The organism is Sphingobium sp., assembly GCF_032153725.1.
GTDB lineage: Bacteria > Pseudomonadota > Alphaproteobacteria > Sphingomonadales > Sphingomonadaceae > Sphingobium.
The window spans coordinates 69,562-88,353 of the sequence record NZ_JALDYQ010000001.1 but is presented as its reverse complement, the minus strand read 5'-3'; the positions used below and the strand labels follow the sequence as shown (position 1 = coordinate 88,353).

19 protein-coding genes are annotated in these 18,792 nt (G+C 64.4%); 13 read left to right on the top strand and 6 right to left on the bottom strand.

The annotated features are described in order from the left end of the window. Nucleotides 1-118: 118 nt before the first annotated feature. Together RUH75_RS00500 and pdxH are read right to left on the bottom strand one after the other, a co-directional pair. A complete protein-coding gene (locus RUH75_RS00500; protein ID WP_313801086.1) occupies nt 119-1,450 on the bottom strand; it encodes a dicarboxylate/amino acid:cation symporter in 1,332 nt (443 codons plus the stop codon). A 157-nt stretch (nt 1,451-1,607) separates the two neighbouring features. Continuing rightward, nucleotides 1,608-2,183, bottom strand: coding sequence for a pyridoxamine 5'-phosphate oxidase (gene pdxH, locus RUH75_RS00495; protein WP_313801084.1), 576 nt, complete (start codon nt 2,181-2,183; stop codon nt 1,608-1,610). Between the two features lie 147 nt (nt 2,184-2,330). Here pdxH and RUH75_RS00490 point away from each other — a divergent pair, with 147 nt between their 5' ends. From RUH75_RS00490 to RUH75_RS00470, 5 genes are all read left to right on the top strand, one after another. Then, nucleotides 2,331-3,266 (top strand): DnaJ C-terminal domain-containing protein, encoded by a 936-nt coding sequence (locus RUH75_RS00490; protein ID WP_313801082.1) that lies wholly within the window; start codon nt 2,331-2,333, stop codon nt 3,264-3,266. 14 nt (nt 3,267-3,280) lie between these two features. Then, nucleotides 3,281-4,252 carry a YihY/virulence factor BrkB family protein gene (locus RUH75_RS00485; RefSeq protein WP_313801080.1) on the top strand — a complete coding sequence of 324 codons (972 nt, stop codon included), beginning with the start codon at nt 3,281-3,283 and terminating at the stop codon, nt 4,250-4,252. Next, nucleotides 4,249-5,055, top strand: a complete 807-nt coding sequence (gene fabI / locus RUH75_RS00480; RefSeq protein WP_313801078.1) for an enoyl-ACP reductase FabI — start codon at nt 4,249-4,251, stop codon at nt 5,053-5,055. The genes RUH75_RS00485 and fabI overlap by 4 nt, the downstream gene beginning before the upstream one ends. Nucleotides 5,056-5,098: 43 nt before the next feature. Further along, a complete protein-coding gene (gene aroC, locus RUH75_RS00475) occupies nt 5,099-6,175 on the top strand; it encodes a chorismate synthase (RefSeq protein ID WP_313801076.1) in 1,077 nt (358 codons plus the stop codon). Nucleotides 6,176-6,523: 348 nt separating this feature from the next. Beyond that, complete coding sequence (locus RUH75_RS00470) at nt 6,524-7,312, top strand: PhzF family phenazine biosynthesis protein (RefSeq protein ID WP_313801074.1); 789 nt, start codon at nt 6,524-6,526, stop codon at nt 7,310-7,312. A 105-nt stretch (nt 7,313-7,417) separates the two neighbouring features. On the opposite strand, the gene RUH75_RS00465 is transcribed toward RUH75_RS00470, so the two are convergent. Beyond that, the gene (locus tag RUH75_RS00465; protein ID WP_313801072.1) at nt 7,418-8,542 is read right to left on the bottom strand and encodes a serine hydrolase; all 1,125 of its coding nucleotides are present in this window, start codon (nt 8,540-8,542) and stop codon (nt 7,418-7,420) included. Nucleotides 8,543-8,580: 38 nt separating this feature from the next. Here RUH75_RS00465 and RUH75_RS00460 point away from each other — a divergent pair, with 38 nt between their 5' ends. The 4 genes from RUH75_RS00460 to RUH75_RS00445 all read left to right on the top strand — a co-directional run bounded on the left by RUH75_RS00460 (nt 8,581) and on the right by RUH75_RS00445 (nt 12,599). Next, the gene (locus tag RUH75_RS00460) at nt 8,581-8,895 is read left to right on the top strand and encodes a hypothetical protein (RefSeq protein WP_313801070.1); all 315 of its coding nucleotides are present in this window, start codon (nt 8,581-8,583) and stop codon (nt 8,893-8,895) included. Between the two features lie 126 nt (nt 8,896-9,021). Continuing rightward, nucleotides 9,022-10,794, top strand: a complete 1,773-nt coding sequence (gene recQ, locus RUH75_RS00455) for a DNA helicase RecQ (protein ID WP_313801068.1) — start codon at nt 9,022-9,024, stop codon at nt 10,792-10,794. A 66-nt stretch (nt 10,795-10,860) separates the two neighbouring features. After that, nucleotides 10,861-11,289, top strand: coding sequence for a TIGR01244 family sulfur transferase (locus RUH75_RS00450; RefSeq protein ID WP_313801066.1), 429 nt, complete (start codon nt 10,861-10,863; stop codon nt 11,287-11,289). A gap of 2 nt (nt 11,290-11,291) precedes the next feature. Beyond that, nucleotides 11,292-12,599 carry an NAD(P)/FAD-dependent oxidoreductase gene (locus tag RUH75_RS00445; protein WP_313801064.1) on the top strand — a complete coding sequence of 436 codons (1,308 nt, stop codon included), beginning with the start codon at nt 11,292-11,294 and terminating at the stop codon, nt 12,597-12,599. Nucleotides 12,600-12,604: 5 nt separating this feature from the next. Here the strand turns inward: RUH75_RS00445 and RUH75_RS00440 are convergent, their stop codons facing one another. From RUH75_RS00440 to RUH75_RS00430, 3 genes are all read right to left on the bottom strand, one after another. Further along, a complete protein-coding gene (locus tag RUH75_RS00440) occupies nt 12,605-12,856 on the bottom strand; it encodes a hypothetical protein (RefSeq protein WP_313801062.1) in 252 nt (83 codons plus the stop codon). Nucleotides 12,857-13,054: 198 nt separating this feature from the next. Then, on the bottom strand, nt 13,055-14,059 hold the full coding sequence (gene dmeF / locus RUH75_RS00435) for a CDF family Co(II)/Ni(II) efflux transporter DmeF (RefSeq protein ID WP_313801060.1): 1,005 nt from the start codon (nt 14,057-14,059) through the stop codon (nt 13,055-13,057). After that, nucleotides 14,056-14,328, bottom strand: coding sequence for a metal/formaldehyde-sensitive transcriptional repressor (locus tag RUH75_RS00430; protein WP_313801058.1), 273 nt, complete (start codon nt 14,326-14,328; stop codon nt 14,056-14,058). Before RUH75_RS00430 ends, dmeF begins: the two co-directional genes overlap by 4 nt. Before the next feature lie 76 nt (nt 14,329-14,404). On the opposite strand from RUH75_RS00430, the gene crtY reads away from it, so the two are divergent. The 4 genes from crtY to RUH75_RS00410 all read left to right on the top strand — a co-directional run bounded on the left by crtY (nt 14,405) and on the right by RUH75_RS00410 (nt 18,687). After that, a complete protein-coding gene (crtY, locus tag RUH75_RS00425) occupies nt 14,405-15,565 on the top strand; it encodes a lycopene beta-cyclase CrtY (protein ID WP_313801056.1) in 1,161 nt (386 codons plus the stop codon). Between the two features lie 16 nt (nt 15,566-15,581). Then, a complete protein-coding gene (locus tag RUH75_RS00420) occupies nt 15,582-17,063 on the top strand; it encodes a phytoene desaturase (RefSeq protein ID WP_313801054.1) in 1,482 nt (493 codons plus the stop codon). A 9-nt stretch (nt 17,064-17,072) separates the two neighbouring features. Continuing rightward, complete coding sequence (locus RUH75_RS00415; RefSeq protein ID WP_313801052.1) at nt 17,073-17,654, top strand: TIGR00730 family Rossman fold protein; 582 nt, start codon at nt 17,073-17,075, stop codon at nt 17,652-17,654. Nucleotides 17,655-17,766: 112 nt separating this feature from the next. Then, complete coding sequence (locus tag RUH75_RS00410) at nt 17,767-18,687, top strand: phytoene/squalene synthase family protein (RefSeq protein ID WP_313801284.1); 921 nt, start codon at nt 17,767-17,769, stop codon at nt 18,685-18,687. Nucleotides 18,688-18,792: the final 105 nt, after the last annotated feature.

Here is an 18,792-nt window from a genome sequence, read left to right as displayed (position 1 = left end):
ACCGCCGAGCGCTGCGGAAGGTTGCCCGGCCGCGCCACCATAATGGAAATTCATTACGCGGCCGACGAGTTTTCGCATATCCGCCGGTTCAGCCGGTCAGGAGCGTCCCATGTAACGTCTAGGACCGCTTTTCCTCGTCCACCATGTCGGAGGCGAGTTCCAGCCCCGCGCGTCCATGCGATGGCGTATGCGTGGGCGCCTTGGGATGGGGCACATATTCCGGTTCCTCGACCTCCAGCATCCCCTCCCATTTGGTGATGACGGAGGTGGCGATCGCATTGCCCAGTACGTTGGTGGCGGTGCGGCCCATGTCCATGAAATGATCGACGGCGAGGATGAAGGCCACCCCCTCCACCGGCAGGTCGAACTGGCCGAGCGTCGCGGCCACCACCACCAGCGAGGCGCGGGGCACCGCGGCGATGCCCTTGCTGGTCACCATCAGCACCAGCAATATGGTGATCTGCGTCGCGATCGGCAGGTCGATGCCATAGGCCTGCGCGATGAAGATGGTGGCGAAGGTCGAATACATCATCGACCCGTCGAGGTTGAAGCTGTAGCCCAGCGGCAGCACGAAGCTGTAGATGCGGCGCGGCACGCCGAACCGGTCGAGCTGCTCCAGCATCTTGGGATAGGCGGCTTCGGATGAAGCGGTGGAGAAGGCGATCAATATCGGTTCGCGCACATAGCGGATCAGCTTCACCATCCGCCGTCCAAGAAAGATCGAACCCGCCGCGAACAACAGCAGCCACAGAGCGATCAGCGACAGGTAGAATTCGCCCACCAGTTCTCCGAATGTCTTGAGCACGCCCAACCCCTCGGTCGTCACCACGGAGGCCAGCGCCCCGAACACGGCAAAGGGGGCCACGCGCATGACATAGCCGGTGACTTGCAGCATCAGCTCGACCATCGCTTCGATCACGGTGACGATCGGCTTGCCCTTGTCTCCGATGGCGGTCAGCGCGACGCCGACGAACAGGGAGAAGACGACGATCTGAAGGATGGAATTGTCCGCCATCGCCCCGACCATGGAGGTCGGGAAGACGTGCAGGATGAAGTCACTGAAGTTGAGCGCCTCCGTATTCACGCCCGATTCCGCGCCGGACCGCACCAGGTTCAGTCCCTCGCCCGGCGCGAAGAAATTGACGAAGATGAGGCCGAGCGTCAGCGAGATCAGGCTGGCGATGATGAACCAGGCGAGCGCGCGTCCGCCGATCCGCCCCAGCGCCGCGCTGTCGCCCATATGGGCGATGCCCGCGACCAGCGTGGAAAAGACCAGAGGCGCAATGATCATCTTGATGAGGTGCAGGAAGATATCGGCCAGCAGGTGGAAATAGCCTGCAACGTCCTTCGCCAGCGCCTTGTCTCCGCCGACCCAGAGGTTGGTGGCGAAGCCCACGATCACCCCCAATATCATGCCCGTCAGGATGAACGCCGTCAGTCGATTTCGCATGCAGTCCCTCTAACCCGTGCCCGCCACAGGACACCTAACAGGCGCCCGGCACACCCGCAATCACAGTGGCGCAATCACAGTGGCGCAATCGCAGTGGGCGGGTCCGCTTGCTCCCTTGAACGAATGACGTGGGATATTCCGCGCGCCTTTTGTTGGGCTATGGATAAAGCAGTCCTTCGCGCCAACCTTCGCCGCTGCGTTCGAACAGGCGGCGCTCATGCAGGCGATGCTCGCGATCCTGCCAAAACTCGATGCGCTGGGGCACGACCCGGAAACCCGACCAATGCGGCGGGCGTGGCACCGGCCCGCCCTCGAACCGCAGGCTGGCTTCCTCATAGCGGGCCATGAACAGATCGCGCGATTCCAGCGGGCGCGACTGATCCGATGCCCAGGCGCCAAGCTGACTATCACGGCTGCGCGTCGCGAAATAGGTGTCGGCGGTGGCGTCATCGACCGGCTCCACCGGCCCCTCGATCCTGACCTGCCGCCGCAGGGATTTCCAGTGGAACAGCAGCGCGGCGTGGGGATTGGCCAGCAGTTCGGCTGCCTTGCGCCCCTCGAAATTGGTGTAGAAGATGAAGCCAGCCGGCCCATGCCCCTTCAACAGCACCATCCGCAGCGAAGGCCGCCCGCGATCGTCGGCGGTGGCCAGCGCCATGGCGTTGCTGTCGTTGATCTCGGTTTCGCGTGCCTCATTGTACCAGGCGTCGAACAGGGCGATGGGATCGGTCATGGCGATGATTTAGGCTCCGGCGCCGCCTATGTCGATAAGCCTTTCCCATGCTTGAAGGCGCCGCTTGAAGGCCCTGCTTGAACGATTGCCCCGCTTTCGCCAAATAGGGCCGGAACGATGATTGTTTAGAAGGATGCACCACCGGCAATGGCCGACCCATATTCCACTTTGGGCGTCGCGCGCGGCGCGAACGAGGCAGAGATCAAATCGGCCTATCGCAAGCTCGCCAAGGAACTGCATCCCGACCGGAACAAGGATAACCCACAGGCGGCGGAGAAGTTCTCTGCCGTCACCAGCGCCTATGACCTGCTGTCGGACAAGGACAGGCGTGCCCGCTTCGACCGGGGCGAAATTGATGGCGAGGGCAATCCGACTTCGCCTTTCGGTTTTGGCGGCGGTGGGGGCGGTGGTTTCCGCGGTCGTCCGGGGCAGGGCGGCGGCTTCGAGTTCAATGAGGGCGGCGCGGATTTCGGCGATATTTTCGAAGGGCTGTTCGGTGGCGGCGCGGGGCGTCGTGGCGGGGGAGGGGGCTTTGGCGGCTTCGGCCGTGGCGGGCCGCCGCAAAAGGGCGCGAACGTGACCTATCGCCTGGCGGTCCAGTTTGTCGACGCGGCCACGCTGGCGCCGCAGCGGATCACGTTGCAGGACGGCAAGACCATCGATCTGAAGCTTTCAGCCGGCGTCGAGACGGGCACGCAGATGCGCCTTTCCGGCAAGGGGCAGCAGGGCCCCGGCGGCGCGGGCGATGCCATCGTCACGATCGAGATCAAGCCGCACCCCTTTTTCACCCGCGACGGCGACAATGTGCTGCTGGACCTGCCGATCACGCTGGACGAAGCAGTGAAGGGGGCAAAGGTCAAGGTGCCGACGGTTGATGGTCCGGTGATGCTGGGCGTGCCTGTGGGCGCGACTTCCGGCAAGACCCTGCGCCTGCGCGGCAAGGGCTTTACCGGTAAGGGCGGCACGCGCGGCGACCAGCTTGTCACTTTGCTGATCGACGTGCCCGCCGACGATCCGGCGATCCAGGCGCTGGTGGAAAGCTGGCAGGACGGCCGCGCCGTGCGGACCCATCTCGGCGTTTGAAGGGTTAGGGGGGAATGCCGCAACCGTCCCCTTTGTCCCCCGAATCCCGTCGCGAGCATATCGCGGAAGAGGCCCGCGCCCATTTCAACCGCCATATCGATCGGGTGCGGCCGGGCAGCCATGCCTTTGAAATCGCCAGGCGCGTGGTTGTCGGCACCTATAACGACGGTTTCATCCATGCGGGGAATCTTGCCTATCTGTCGCTGATGACGCTTTTCCCCTTCTTCATCGTCGCGGCGGCGGTGGCCAGCATCTTCGGCCGCTCGCAGGATGGGTTGGCGGCGGTCGGGGCCTTCCTCGAAACCGTGCCGCCCGGCGTCGCTTCCGTGGTGAAACAGCCGATCATCGACGTGCTGACCGCGCGGACCGGTCCGCTGCTGTGGCTGGGCGGGCTGGTCGGCCTGTGGACGGTCGGCAGCCTGATCGAGACGATCCGCGATATCCTCCGCCGCGCTTATGGCACCAAAAGCACGCGTCCCTTCTGGCATTATCGCCTGACCGCGATCGGCATCACCTTGATCAGCGTCTTTGCGGTGATGTTCGCCTTCTCCATGCAGGTCATCATCACCGGCATCGATCAGTTCCTGCATCAGATCCTGCCCTTCGCTGACGAAGCGATGCAGATCGTCACCCTGACCAAGCTGGTGCCGATGGCGATTTTATGCATCGCGCTTTACTATCTCTACGTCTCGCTGACGCCCAGCCTGTACAAGGACCCTCGCTTCCCCAAATGGCCCGGCGCGCTCGCGACGGCGTTCTGGTGGTATGGCGTCACGCTGCTGCTGCCGCCCACGCTTTCGCTGCTTGGCGGCTATGACCGGACCTATGGCAGCCTGGCCGGCGTGATGATCACCCTCATTTTCTTCTTCCTTGTCGGGCTTGGCGTGGTAATTGGCGCGGAATTGAATGCGGCGCTGGCGGAGTTCCCGGAAGAGGAAGCCGCCGCCGCCGCGCAGGTCGACAAAGGGAATGGGACGACAAGATGACAGGCTTGATGGCGGGAAAACGCGGTCTGATCATGGGGTTGGCGAACGATAAGTCGCTGGCCTGGGGTATTTCGAAGGCGCTGCGCGCGCAGGGCGCGGAACTGGCCTTTTCCTACCAGGGCGACGCGCTCGCCAAGCGGGTGAGGCCGCTCGCGGAGGAGTTGGGCTCCGACTTCCTGATCGATTGCGACGTTTCGGACATGGCCAAGCTCGACGCCGCCTTTGACGAGATCAAGGCGCGCTGGGGCAAGCTGGACTTCGTCGTCCACGCGATCGGCTTTTCCGACAAGAATGAATTGCGCGGCAAATATGTCGACACCAGCCTGGAAAACTTCCTGCTGACGATGAACATTTCCGCCTACAGCTTCGTCGCCGTTGCCAGGCGCGCCCGTGAACTGATGGCGGAGGGCGGCAGCCTGCTGACGCTCAGCTATTACGGCGCCGAAAAGGTGATCCCGCACTACAACGTCATGGGGGTCGCCAAGGCGGCACTGGAAACCAGCGTCAAATATCTGGCGATGGACCTGGGCCCCGAAAACATTCGCGTCAATGCGATCTCGGCAGGGCCGATCAAGACGCTGGCGGCCAGCGGCATTGGCGATTTCCGCTACATCATGAAGTGGAACGAACTGAACAGCCCACTCCGCCGCAATGTGACCATTGAGGATGTGGGGGGCGCCGGCCTCTATCTCCTCTCCGACCTCGCGTCGGGCGTGACCGGCGAAGTCCATCATGTCGACGCGGGCTATAATGTCATCGGCATGAAAGCCGAAGACGCGCCGGATATCGCGCTGGACAAATAAAGGGACGGGAGAGGGCAACAGCCCTTTCCAAGGAAAGGCAAGCATGAGCTTCAACACCTTCGGCCGCGTCTTCCGCTTTTCGACCTGGGGCGAGAGCCATGGCCCTGCTATCGGCGCGGTCGTCGACGGCTGCCCTCCGGGCCTGCCGTTGAGCGAAGCCGACATCCAGCCTTTCCTGGACAAGCGCAAACCCGGCACGTCCAAATTCACCACCCAGCGCCGCGAACCGGATGAGGTTCGCATCCTTTCGGGCGTCTTCGAAGGCCGGACCACCGGCACTCCGATCAGCCTGATGATCGAGAATACCGACCAGCGCTCCAAGGATTATGGCGAGGTTGCGAAGGCCTATCGCCCCGGCCATGCCGATTATGCCTATGACGCCAAATATGGCTTTCGCGACTATCGCGGCGGTGGCCGGTCCTCGGCCCGCGAAACCGCCAGCCGCGTGGCGGCGGGGGCGGTCGCCCGGCTTGTCATCCCCGAAGTCGATATCTTCGCTTATGTGAGCGAGATCGGCGGCGACGCCATCGACCATGCCCGTTTCGATGCCGGCGAGATCGACAACAACCCCTTCTTCTGCCCTGATCCGGTAGCCGCCAAGCGCTGGGAAAAGCTGGTCGACGACGCGAGGCTGGACGGCTCCTCGCTCGGCGCGGTGGTCGAATGCGTGGCGTCGGGCGTCCCCGCAGGCTGGGGCGCGCCGCTTTATGCCAAGCTCGACAGCGAACTTGCCGCCGCGATGATGAGCATCAACGCGGTCAAGGGCGTGGAGATTGGCGACGGATTCGCCGCCGCCCGCCTGCGCGGCGAAGAGAATGCCGACCCGATGCGACCGGGCAATGACGGCAACCCCGTCTTTCTCGCCAATCATGCGGGCGGGATCGCTGGAGGCATTTCCACCGGCCAGCCAGTCAAGGTCCGCATTGCCTTCAAGCCGACCAGTTCGATTCTCGTCCCGGTCGAAACCGTCACGCAGCAGGGCGAAGCGTCGCAGATCGTCACCAGGGGCCGCCATGATCCCTGTGTCGGCATTCGCGGCGTGCCGGTGGTGGAGGCAATGATGGCGCTTGTGCTGGCGGATCAAAGGCTGCTCCACCGCGCGCAATGCGGAGAAGGCTGATAAAGCGCCGAGGCGAGCCATAATTTCGGCAAAGACACGATTCCGACGAGACGACTCACCCATTCTGCGGTAACATCGCTGTCACAGATCGCCCGCGGGAGGGCGAGCGGCAGCGCGTAAGCCTGGGGAGCGTCATTCCTCTGTCAGCCTTCGGGCTAAGTATGGATTGGCGGTCAAAACGTCCCCTTCAGCCGCGAACACGGGCCAGCCATGTTCTCATGGCTGGCCCATTTCGTTTTTGCCTCACAGGGGGAGGCGGGCTCCGGGTCAGGACCAATTCGCCCGGAGCGGCCCTGTCCCGTTGCAAATCGCAACGGCATGATGGGGAAGAATGTCAAAGGACCGCCCATGACCAGCCTGCCCTTCACCCAGGTCGATGCTTTTGCCGACGCGCCCTTCACTGGCAATCCGGCGGCGGTCATGCCTCTCGGTCAATGGCTGGATGACGCCACGCTTCAGGCGATCGCGGCAGAAAACAACCTGTCCGAAACCGCCTTCACGGTGCCGACGCCGGATGATCCGGATGCCGACTATGCGTTGCGCTGGTTCACGCCGGAAGTGGAGGTCAAGCTTTGCGGCCATGCGACGCTGGCAAGTGGCCATGTGCTGATGGGCGGTCGTACCGCTGTCCGCTTCCGCACGCGTCACGCCGGCGTGCTGACCGTCTCGCGCGATCGCGACGGCTATGCGCTCTCGCTCCCCAACTGGGCGTCCGAAGCCAGGCCGTTGCCCGATCTTGCCGCGGCCATGGGCGGTGAAGTCCTGGAAACCCATATGCGCGAAGGCGGCTATGCGATCTTCGTCTATCGCGACGCCGCGGCCATCCGCGCGCTGGCGCCGGATTTCGCTACGCTTCGGAAAGCCGGAGATATTCTCCTCATTGCCACTGCTCCGGGCGAGGACAGCGATATCATCAGCCGGGTTTTCGCCCCGGGCGCAGGTATAGACGAGGACCCCGTCACCGGCTCGGCCCACTGCCTGCTTGCCCCATATTGGGCCAGGCGTCTCGATAAGGTCAAATTGACGGCCTGTCAGGCGTCCCGGCGCGGGGGACGACTGACCTGCCGCCTCTCCGGCAACCGGGTGGTGCTGACCGGGGCATGCCGCACAGTGATCGAGGGTCATTTCCTGCTCTGATCCCGGTTCTGTGTTTGGCACATAATGCCGGGAAAGCGCTCCAAAAGTTCTTAGCTGTCCGTGATTTCCGAGCCGCCGGATGATGCCATCTGGCTCGAAATCACTCTACCGGGAATAAAGTCCGATAAGCTTCGCCAGGCCGTCCTTCGCGGCGTCGCGCTCATCCTTCGTCGTGGACATGCCCAGCCGCACCACGGTCAGTCGCTGCGCAGGCGACACCAATATATATTGCCCGTCATGCCCGACGCATCCGAACAGGCTGGCGGGCGCGCGCCCCGGCATCAGGGCGCTTTCGCCGCTTTCCCTGTTCAGCCAGAGATGCGCGCCATAGGCTGCATTGCGGGGGGAGGGCGCGCGCATATAGTCGATCCACTTTTCCGGGACGATCTGGTGCCCCGCGACGCCGCGGCCATGGTTGCGCAGCAATTCCCCGAAGCGCGCATAATCCCGCGCCGTCATATGCAGGAAACTGCCGCCGATCATCGTCCCGGCGGCATCATATTCGACGGTCAGGCTATTCAGGCGCGCCGGAATCTTCAGCCGTCCGTCGATGAACATCTGCATCGCTCGCCGTCGCGCATCGGGATCGGTGCTGTTGGTCAGCATCCGCGCCATCAGATCGGCGAGGATGATCGTGCTGCCGGTCGAATAGGAAAAGACCGCGCCGGGTGCATGGGCAAGCGGCTTCGCCTCGGCAAAGGCGCCCATGTCCTGCGCCCCGTCGGTGAACAGCATCCGCACCGTGTCGGCCTCCGCCAACGGCTCCGCATCCTCGGCGTGATCGAGGCCGGACGTCATGGCCAGCAACTGCCGAAGGGTGATCCGTCCCCGCGGATCGCCCGGCTGGCCCCAGGCCGCCACCGGCACCGGCGAATCGAGCGCCAGCCGCCCGTCCGACACCATCAGCCCGATCAGCACCGCCGTCACGCTCTTGGCCGTAGACCAGGAGAGGAGCTTCGTTTTCGGCCCGAAGCCCGGCGCATAGCGTTCCGCGACGATCTGCCCATCGTGCATGACGACCAGGGCGCGGGTTTCGCCCGACGCGTCATCCTCGAACAGCGGGTCGATCGCCGCGCGGAGTGCTGCCGCGTCCACGTCCGAATCGCCGGTGACGTGATAAACCGGCTCCGGCCCGGCAGCGCGTACGCTCCACAGGCCGGCCACCGCCAGCATCGCCAAAATGCCGCCCACCGCGCCAAGGCGCTTTACGCTTTTCCGCTCAAGCTTCATAAGCCGCGGCCTTAGCATGGGATATGGGAAAGGGGAGTATGTCCGGTCGCCGAAAATGGATTTACGCCCTGGTGGCGTTGGGTATCGCAGGGACCGCCCTGTTCGCATGGAACTGGAGCGCCCTGCGCGCCCGGGCGCAGGTCGGCGCGGGCTTCGGCGCGCGCGTCACCTGCTCCTGCCGCTATGTCGAGGGGCGTTCGATGGACAGTTGCCAGGGTGACAGGGAGGCTGGCATGTGGGCCGTGTCGCTCAAGGACCTGCCTGAATCGCAATCGGTGAGCGCCGCCGTCCCGCTATTGGCTTCCCGCACCGCGCGCTATCGTCAGGGCTGGGGCTGCCTTCTCGAACCCTAGAGCAGGCTTTTGTTTTTCCGCGTTTCCGGGGCGGCAGGTGATCGACGGCGTCGATCGGCGTTTCCACTTGCCGCGAACGCCCTCCAAGCTGGCCCTCCGCCGATTGAACCGTTAGAGCCGTCCCCCATGCGTCCCGATATCCCGACCCTCCTCCACGACGTCTTCGGCTTCCCCGCCTTCCGGGGCGTGCAGGAACATGTGGTGGGCCGCATCATGGCGGGCCAGCCCACGCTCGCCATCATGCCCACCGGCGCGGGCAAATCGCTCTGCTACCAGCTTCCGGCCGTGGCGCTGGACGGATGTTGCGTCGTCATCTCCCCGCTGATCGCGCTGATGCATGACCAGCTTCGCGCGGCGCAAGCGGTCGGCATCCGGGCCGCCAGCCTGACCAGCGTCGATGCCGATTGGCGCGAAACCCAGGATCGCCTTCGCAATGGCGAGCTGGACCTGCTTTACGTCGCCCCCGAACGCGCCAGCGGCGAAGGCTTCCGCAATCTGCTGCGCAGCACTAGAATCGCCCTCTTCGCCATAGACGAGGCGCATTGCGTTTCGGAATGGGGCCATGATTTCCGCCCCGATTATCGCCTGTTGCGGCCGCTGCTGGACGAATTCCCGGACATCCCGCGCCTCGCCCTCACGGCCACGGCAGACCATCACACCCGTGACGATATCCTGATCCAGCTGGGCATTCCCCGCGAAGGCCTTGTCATCGCGGGCTTCGATCGGCCGAACATCCGCTATGCCGTCCATCCGCGCGACGGCCTGCCACGCCAGCTTTCCGATCTCATCACCAGCCAGATCGGCCCCGGCATCGTCTATGCGCCGACCCGCGCGGCGACCGAGAAACTGGCCGAAACGCTCGCCCGCACCGGCCGTCCCACCCGCGCCTATCATGCCGGCCTCGACCCGCAGGTCCGCGCCGCCAATCAGGCCGCCTTCATCGCCAGCGAAGACATGGTGATGGTCGCCACGATCGCCTTCGGCATGGGCATCGACAAGCCCGATGTCCGCTTCGTCGCCCATGCCGCCCTGCCCAAGTCGATCGAGGGCTATTATCAGGAATCCGGCCGCGCAGGCCGTGACGGCGAACCGGCGGAGGCCCATCTCTTCTGGGGGGCGGATGATTTCGCCCGCGCCCGGCAAAGGATCACGGAACTCGATCCCCTCCGCCAGCAGGGCGAGCGTGCCCGCATCACGGCGCTGGGCGGCCTGGTCGAAACCGGGACGTGCCGCCGCGCCATCCTGCTGCGCCATTTCGGCGAGAATCCGCCGCCGGCCTGTGGCAATTGCGACAATTGCCTTGCCCCTCCCGCCAGCATCGACGCGACACAGACGGCCCGCAAATTCCTGTCCGCCGTCTATCGCACAGGCCAGAGCTTCGGTGTCGGCCATATCGAACAGGTGCTGACCGGCGCCGTCACCGACAAGATTCGCGAGCGTGGCCATGACAGGATATCGGTCTATGGCATAGTGGACGGCGAGGAAACGGCGCTGCTGCGCCCCGTCTCGCGCGCGCTGCTGGTCCGCGACGCGCTTCAGACGAACGAGCATGGCGGCCTGGAATTCGGCCCCAATGCCCGCCCCATCTTGCGTGGCGAGGAAGAGGTCAGTCTGGTCCTTCCTCCCCGCAGGGAACGCCGCCGCAAAAACGCCCGCAACGGGGGCGCGGAAAACCCCGTGGGCGATCCGTTGTTCGATGCCTTGCGCGCCTGCCGCCGGGAACTGGCGCAGGAAGCGGGCGTGCCGCCCTATGTCATCTTTCATGATTCGACCTTGCGCGAAATGGCCGAACGGCGGCCCACGACCCTCATCGAACTCGGCGAGGTCAGCGGCGTCGGCCAGCGCAAGCTCGATGCCTATGGCGACGCCTTCCTTGCTGCCATCCGCCCCTACGCCTGATCCTTTCCCCTTGTATCGGCGGCTCCACAGGCGCATGGCATCGCCCATATTAAGGAGTCTTCCCCCATGTTCCGCCAGCTCACCAAAAGCCTCTATGTCTCGCCGCAGATCAGTGTCGATCAGGTGGCCGAAGCCAAGGCGCTGGGCGTCACCGTCATCATCAACAACCGTCCCGATGACGAGGAACCGGGCCAGACCAACGGCGCGGAGATCGAGGCCGCCGCCAGGGCTGCTGGCATCGTCTATGCCGCCGTGCCGGTCGCCCATGGCGGCTTTGCCCCGTGGCAGCTTGACGGCATGGCCGCCGCGATCGAACAGGCGGGTGATGGCAAGATACTCGCTTATTGCCGCTCCGGCACGCGCAGCACGCTGCTTTGGGCGCTGACGCGCGCCCGGGCTGGCGATCACCCCGCCGCCCTTACCGAACAGGCGGCGTCGGCAGGCTATGACCTCACCCCGGTCCGCCAGATCATGGACGCGCTTGCAGCAGGCTGATCTTGTCCAGCCAGCCCGAACAATTTGACGCCATCGTCCTGGGCGCTGGCGGGGCCGGCCTGATGTGCGCCGCCACAGCAGGCCAGCGGGGCCAGCGCGTCCTCGTCATCGACCATGCCGACGCGCCGGGCAAGAAAATCCTGATTTCCGGGGGCGGCCGGTGCAATTTCACCAATATCCACACCGCGCCCGACCGCTATCTGTCGGCCAATCCCCATTTCGCCAAGTCGGCGCTCGGCCGCTATACGCCCCAGGACTTTCTGACGCTCATCGAACGCCACGGCATAGCCTGGCATGAAAAAACACTGGGCCAACTCTTCTGCGACCAGAGCGCCCGGCAGATCGTCACGATGCTGCTCGCCGAATGCGAAGCCGGGCAGGTCATGATCCGCCTCAACCACGCGGTCACTTCAGTGACCCATGCCGATGGCCGCTACAGCGTCGCCCATGGCGACAGGGTGGCCACCGCCCCGGCTCTGGTGATCGCCACCGGAGGACCCTCCATCCCGAAGATTGGCGCGACCGACTTCGCTTATGGTCTTGCCCGCCAGTTCGGGCTCAGGGTCGTGGAACCCCGTCCCGCGCTCGTGCCCCTGACGTTGGGCGGCGAAGACCTGCTTTTCCGTTCGCTTTCGGGCGTCTCGACCGACGTCGTCGCCCGCTGCGGCAAGACGGCCTTTCGTGAAGCCGCTTTGCTCACCCATCGCGGCCTTTCTGGTCCCGCGATCCTGCAAATCTCCTCCTATTGGCGCCATGGCCAAGCGATCCTGCTCGATTTTCTGCCAGATCAGCCGCCGGACTGGCTGACCGATGCCAAGCGCGGCAAGCCGCGCGGCACCCTCGTCCAGCTGTTGCGCGGTCATTTGCCCGATCGTCTGGCCGATACCCTGTCCGAACGGCTGGCGCTGGCGGGCGACCTCGGCAATCTGTCCGATCGCAAGCTGGAAGAGGCGCAGCGCCGCCTTGCCGCGTGGCCGTTCACGCCCAACGGGACGGAGGGTTTTGCCAAGGCGGAGGTCACGATCGGCGGCATCTCGACCGCGGACCTTTCTTCCCGGACGATGGAGGCCCGCCGCGTCCCCGGCCTCTATGCCATAGGCGAGGCGGTCGATGTCACCGGTTGGCTGGGCGGTTATAATTTCCAATGGGCGTGGGCGAGCGGCTGGGCGGCAGGGCAGGCCCTTCAGGAAAAAGCAGCCCCGGCGCAAGGGGTCGCCGGGGCCGCGTCAAGGGATGTTCCGGCGAAGGGGGAGGGAGGCCGGAACATCCAAAAGATAGATAAGGATAATTCGGTTTCAAGAAGCTACTGAGAATTTCATAGGCTTGGCCGGCAAGTTCCTCCGGCCATGCCCAGCGCCATCATGGCGGCGTTGATCATCTGCCGATGGGCGTCGCTTCCCTTCGCTACATCCGGCCAGGTCTGCCCCGTCGTCAGTCCGTGGCTATCCTGCCAGATCTTGGACGCTACCGAGTCCACCTCATCGTCGGTGGGCAGGCGCTGGTCTGCGAAACATTCCATCAGAAGGGCGTGAAAAATCTTTCCCTGAACGGGCTTGGTGGCGTGCATGGGGCCTCCTCTCCTGATTTGTTTTTTCAGCTTTCCGTAAGGGAAGCTGGATGGCCAACCGAGTCGAGTCAAGCAATCCAGATCAATAGCTGCCAGAGATTCGAAATATACACACGCGATGTCCGCGGCTTTCATCCAAAAAATCCAGCCACTACTCTTTTGGATTACCTCTTCGGGATGGCGCGGAGAGCGGGGACCCTATCCGCACTCCACCGTCACATGTTCCATGCGGGGCAAAGCGCGGACCTGCTGGCGTACGGCCGCGACATTCGCGCCGGGCGCCAGGCTGAGGATCGCGGCATGGGCATGCGGTCCGATGCGCCAGACGTGCAGGTCGCGAATGGTGGCGCCCTCTCCCTCGACGAGGCGCTTGATCCGCGCCATCAGCGCCGGTTCCGCCGTGTCGAGCAGGATGGCGGCGGTATCCTGCATCAGCCCCCAGGCCCAGCGCGCGATCACCACCGCGCCCAGCAGCCCCACGGCCGGGTCCAGCCACCACCACCCCATATAACGTCCAGCCAGCAACGCCACGATCGCCAGCACCGACGTCAGCGCATCGGTCAGCACATGCACATAGGCTGCGCGCAGATTATTGTCGGCATGGCCATGCTGATGACCATCGCCATGATCGTGCCCATGGTCGTGCCCATGGTCGTGGCTGTGATCGTGCCCCAGCAGCGCGGCGCTGATCAGATTGATGACCAGCCCGATCACCGCGACCAGCGTCGCTTCGCCAAAGGCCACCTTCACCGGCTCGAAAAAGCGCATCGCCGATTCGATCGCAATGAACAGCGCTGTCACCCCCAGCAACAGCGCGGAGGCGAAGCCGGACAAATCCCCCACCTTGCCGGTTCCGAAAGTATAACGTGGATTGCGCGCATGCCGCCGGGCATAGCCATAGGCCGCCGCCGCCACCGCCAGCGCGCCTGCATGGGTCGCCATGTGGAAGCCGTCGGCCAGCAGCGCCATCGACCCGGTCAGCCAGCCGAAGACGATTTCGACCACCATGGTCGCTGCGGTCAGCCACACCACCCAGATCGTCTTGCGGGCATTTTCATCATGCCCATGGGTCAGGTAGATATGGTCGAAATAATGGCTTTCCTCGCCATCATCCGGCGTGATCGGCGGTGCCTCATGCCCATGGTCGTGCGCATCGTGATGATGGTGATGGCCGCCATGGCCGTGATCGTCGTGCATGCTCATTTCCCGTAGCGCCGGATCAGGGCCAGCATTTCCTCGGCCGCCGTCTGCCGCGCCGCATCGCTGATGCCGGGCCGGGCGACATGTTCCCGCATATGCTGTTCGATCAGTTCTTCCATCAGGCTGCCCACCGCCCCGCGAACGGACGCGACGAGCTGCAACGTCTCCGAACAGCCCGCTTCGCCTGACAATTGCCTTTCGATGGCGCTGACCTGCCCGGCAATGCGGCGCACCCGCGCCAGCAGCTTGTCCCGATCCTCGATAATATGCATAGCATACCCCCCTATACTATATTTCGCGGTAAATCAATCTGTGCATCTCACCGCGCGCCCTTTAACTAAGGATGTCATGGCGACCATGACCGATTGCGACCTGGCCATAGTGGGCGGCGGCCTTGCGGGCAGCCTGATCGCGCTGGCTTTCATTGCCCGTCATCCCGGCGCGACCCTGCTGCTGCTGGAACAGGGTGGTGGGCTGGGCGGCAATCATATCTGGTCCTTCTTCGACAGCGATATCCAGGCCGGGGACCGATGGCTTGTCGAACCGCTGGTTGCCCGGCATTGGGCGGAGGGGCATGACGTCCGCTTCCCCGGCCACGACCGCCAGCTGGCCACGCCCTATAACAGCATCACTTCGACCCACCTCGACGCTTATGTCCGCAAGATGCTTGGCGGGCGCCTCCTCACCGATGCGCGGGTTGCGCATCTGACGCCGGACGCCATCACCCTGTCCGATGGTCAAGTCATTCGGGTCGGGGCCGTAATTGACGCGAGGGGAGGGGGCGATCTTTCGGCGCTGCGCTGCGGTTGGCAGAAATTCGTGGGTCAAACCCTTCGTCTGGACGCCCCTCATGGTCTGAGCCGTCCCGTCATCATGGACGCCACGGTCGAGCAGATGGACGGATATCGCTTCATCTATCTGCTCCCCTGGGATGAGAGGACCGTCTTCGTCGAGGATACCTATTATAGCGACAGCCCCGATCTCGATCTGCCCGCGCTGCGCGGGCGGATCGCCGCCTATGCCCGGACGCAAGGCTGGCAGGTCGCGGAGATCGTTCACAGCGAGAGCGGCGTCCTTCCGGTCGTCCATGGCGGCGATTTCGACCGCTTCTGGCCTAAGGACGATCCCGTCGCCCGGGCGGGGGCGAGGGCAGGCCTGTTCCAGCCCATGACCGGATATTCCCTGCCCGACGCGGTACGCTTCGCCCTGCGCCTGGCGGACGACTGGCCGATGGACGGGGCGCTGTTGGCCCATGCGACGCGGGGTTGGGCGCGGGCGCACTGGCGGCGGGGTAGCTATTACCGGCTGTTGGGGCGGATGTTGTTCGGTGCCGCGCCGCCAGAGCAACGCTGGCGCATCTTCGAGCGTTTCTATCGGCTTAGTCCCGCGTTGATCGGCCGCTTCTATGCGGGCCGATCCACGGTCCAGGATCGCATCCGCATCTTGTGCGGGCGTCCCCCCGTGCCCATAAGGGGCGCCATGCGTGCTTTGCTGAGCCCTCCCGCCTGATGAACAGGCCATCCTGATGAACAGGAAAGCGATCGTCATCGGCGCGGGCTTTGGCGGCCTTGCGCTTGCCATAAGGCTGCAATCCGCCGGAATCGACACCACGCTGGTGGAGGCCCGCGACCGTCCCGGCGGCCGCGCCTATATGTGGGAGAAGGACGGTTTCGTCTTCGACGCCGGGCCAACCGTCATCACCGACCCAGATTGCCTGGGCGAACTCTGGCGTTTGTCGGGCCATGACATGGCGGAGGATGTCAGCCTCGTCCCCGTCTCGCCCTTCTACCGCCTCAACTGGCCCGACGGGACGAATTTCGACTATTCCAACGACGAAACCGCGCTGCGTGCCCAGATCGCCACGCTCAATCCCCAGGATGTCGCGGGCTATGAAAGCTTTCTCGATTACGCCGACGGGGTGTATCAGGAGGGATATCGCAAGCTCGGCTCGGTCGCTTTTCTCGATTTCGCCTCGATGGTTCGGGCGGCCCCTTCCTTGGTCAGGCATCAGGCCTGGCGTTCGGTCTATTCGGTTGTCTCCTCCCATGTCAGAGATGAAAAGCTGCGTCAGGCGCTTTCCTTCCATACGCTGCTGGTTGGCGGCAATCCGTTACAGACCAGCGCGATCTACGCGCTGATCCACAAGCTGGAGAAGGATGGCGGGGTCTGGTTCGCCAAGGGCGGCACCAACCGGCTGGTGCAGGCGATGGCGACGCATTTCGAGCGGTTGGGCGGCACGCTGCGGCTTGCCGATCCGGTGGTGCAGATCGAAACCTATGGCGACCGGGCCGTCGCCGTGCGCACCGCTTCGGGCTGGCGGGGGGAGGCTGATGCGGTCGCCTCCAACGCAGACCTGATGCACAGCTATCGCGACCTGATCGGCCATCATCCGCGCGGTGAGAAGCAGGCGGAAAAGCTTGCCCGCAAGCGATGGTCGCCCAGCCTGTTCGTGCTGCACTTCGGGATCAAGGGCAGCTGGCCGGGCATCCCGCACCATATGATCCTCTTCGGCCCGCGCTATGAGGGGCTGCTGACCGACATCTACGATCATGGCGTGCTGCCGGCCGATTTCTCGCTCTATCTGCACCATCCGACCGTGACCGATCCATCGATGGCGCCGGACGGCCATTCGACCTTCTACGCACTTGCCCCGGTGCCGCATCTGGGCAAGCTGCCGATCGACTGGACGCGGTTCGGGCCGGTCTATGCCGAACGCATCCTCGACGAGATCCAGCATCGGCTGATTCCCGACATCCGCTCGCGCATCGTCACGCAATTCCATTATGCGCCGCCGGATTTCCGCCATGACCTGTCGGCGCATCTCGGCAGCGCCTTCAGCCTGGAGCCGCTGCTCACCCAAAGCGCCTGGTTCCGCGCGCATAATCGCGATGATGTGATTCCCAACCTGTATCTGGTAGGAGCGGGAACGCATCCGGGCGCGGGCATTCCCGGCGTGGTCGGCAGCGCCAAGGCGACCGCCGCGCTGATGCTGGAAGATCTGGCGTAAAGAGGAACGATGAAGAGACTGGCTGTCTATTGCGGCTCGGCGACCCCCGCCGATCCCGCTTATGTCGAAGCCGCCCGCCATGTCGGGCGCGTGCTGGCCGGGCGCGGCATCGGCATCATCTATGGTGGTGGTCGCCTTGGCCTGATGGGCGCGGTAGCGGATGCGGCTCTGGGAGCGGGCGGCGAAGTGATTGGAGTCATCCCCGAAGCGCTGGTCGGCGCCGAGGTAGCCCATCGCGGTTGCACCGAATTGCATGTCGTTCGAACGATGCACCAGCGCAAGCAGCTGTTCACGGACCTTTCCGACGGCTTCGTCACCCTGCCGGGTGGGGTCGGCACGATGGATGAGCTGTGGGAAGCGATCAGCTGGGCGCAGCTCGGCTATCACCACAAGCCGGTCGGATTGCTCAATGTCGCGGGTTTCTACGACCAGCTGATATCCTTCAACCAGCATATGGTCGAAGCGGGCTTCATTCGCGCGCAGCACGCCAATATTCTGATCCACGCGCACACGATCGAAGTGTTGCTCGACCAGATGGCTGCCTATCAGCCCCATGAAACCATCTTAACCATGAAAGCCGACCGGCTCTGACCATGGCCGCCTTCCGCATGTGTAGCGGCGAGGCAAGTGACTCGACGCGAGGGGCAGGGGAGGGCATGTCACTTCGGTGACCCCGAAAAAACCTCTCGCTCGCCCAACCCTCATAACCCAGGCCCGCGCCAGCATTGCCCGAGGCTCCAAATCCTTCGCCCTCGCATCCAAACTGTTCGACCGCCAGACCCGTGAGCGGGCTTGGCTTCTCTACGCCTGGTGCCGTAAATGCGACGATATCGCGGATGGCCAGGACCATGGCGGCACCATGCGCGGCGTGGCGGACGGCCAGACGCGCCTCTCCACCATCCGCGTCCTCACCGCCACGGCGCTCCATGGTGACCCGACCGGCGAACCGGCTTTCGATGGCTTCGGCCTCGTCATGCGCGAATGCGCTATCCCTGAGCGCTATGCCCATGACCTGATCGAAGGTTTCGCGCTCGACGCCCGCGAATGGCGTCCCCGCAGCGAAGCCGACATGCTGCGCTATTGCTACCATGTCGCGGGCACGGTGGGCTGCATGATGGCGATCCTGATGGGCGTCGACCCCGACGATGAAGCCACGCTCGACCGTGCCTGCGATTTGGGTCTGGCCTTCCAGCTGGCCAATATTGCTCGCGACATCAGCGAGGATGAGGCCGCCGACCGCTGCTATCTGCCCGAAGAATGGCTGGTCGAAATGGATATCCCGCCGGGTGAGCATATGAAGCCCTGGGTCCGTCCGCGTCTTGCCATCCTCGCCCGCCGTCTCGCCGACATGGCCGCAGCCTATGAGGAAAGCGCCCGCCACGGCTCCGGCGCCCTGCCGCCCCGTTCGGCCTGGGCAGTGCTGGCCGCCGCAGGCATCTATGGCGACATCGCCCGCAAAGTCGCTCGCCGGGGTGAACATGCCTGGGACCACCGCGTCACCACCCCGAAAAGCGAAAAGCTGGTCTGGGTCCTGCGTTCAGGCCTCCAGGTCGCGGGTCGCGCCCGCCGTTGGCCCGCAGGAACGCCGCGCCCGGCCAGGCTCTGGACCCGCCCGCGGAATTGAGCCGCAAAAAAAGGACCGATACTTGCGTACCGGTCCCCTAGTGATGTTCGCAGGAGGAACAAGGTGAGGCGGGCGGGCCTTTTTCGATCGGCCCGCCCTGCCAAT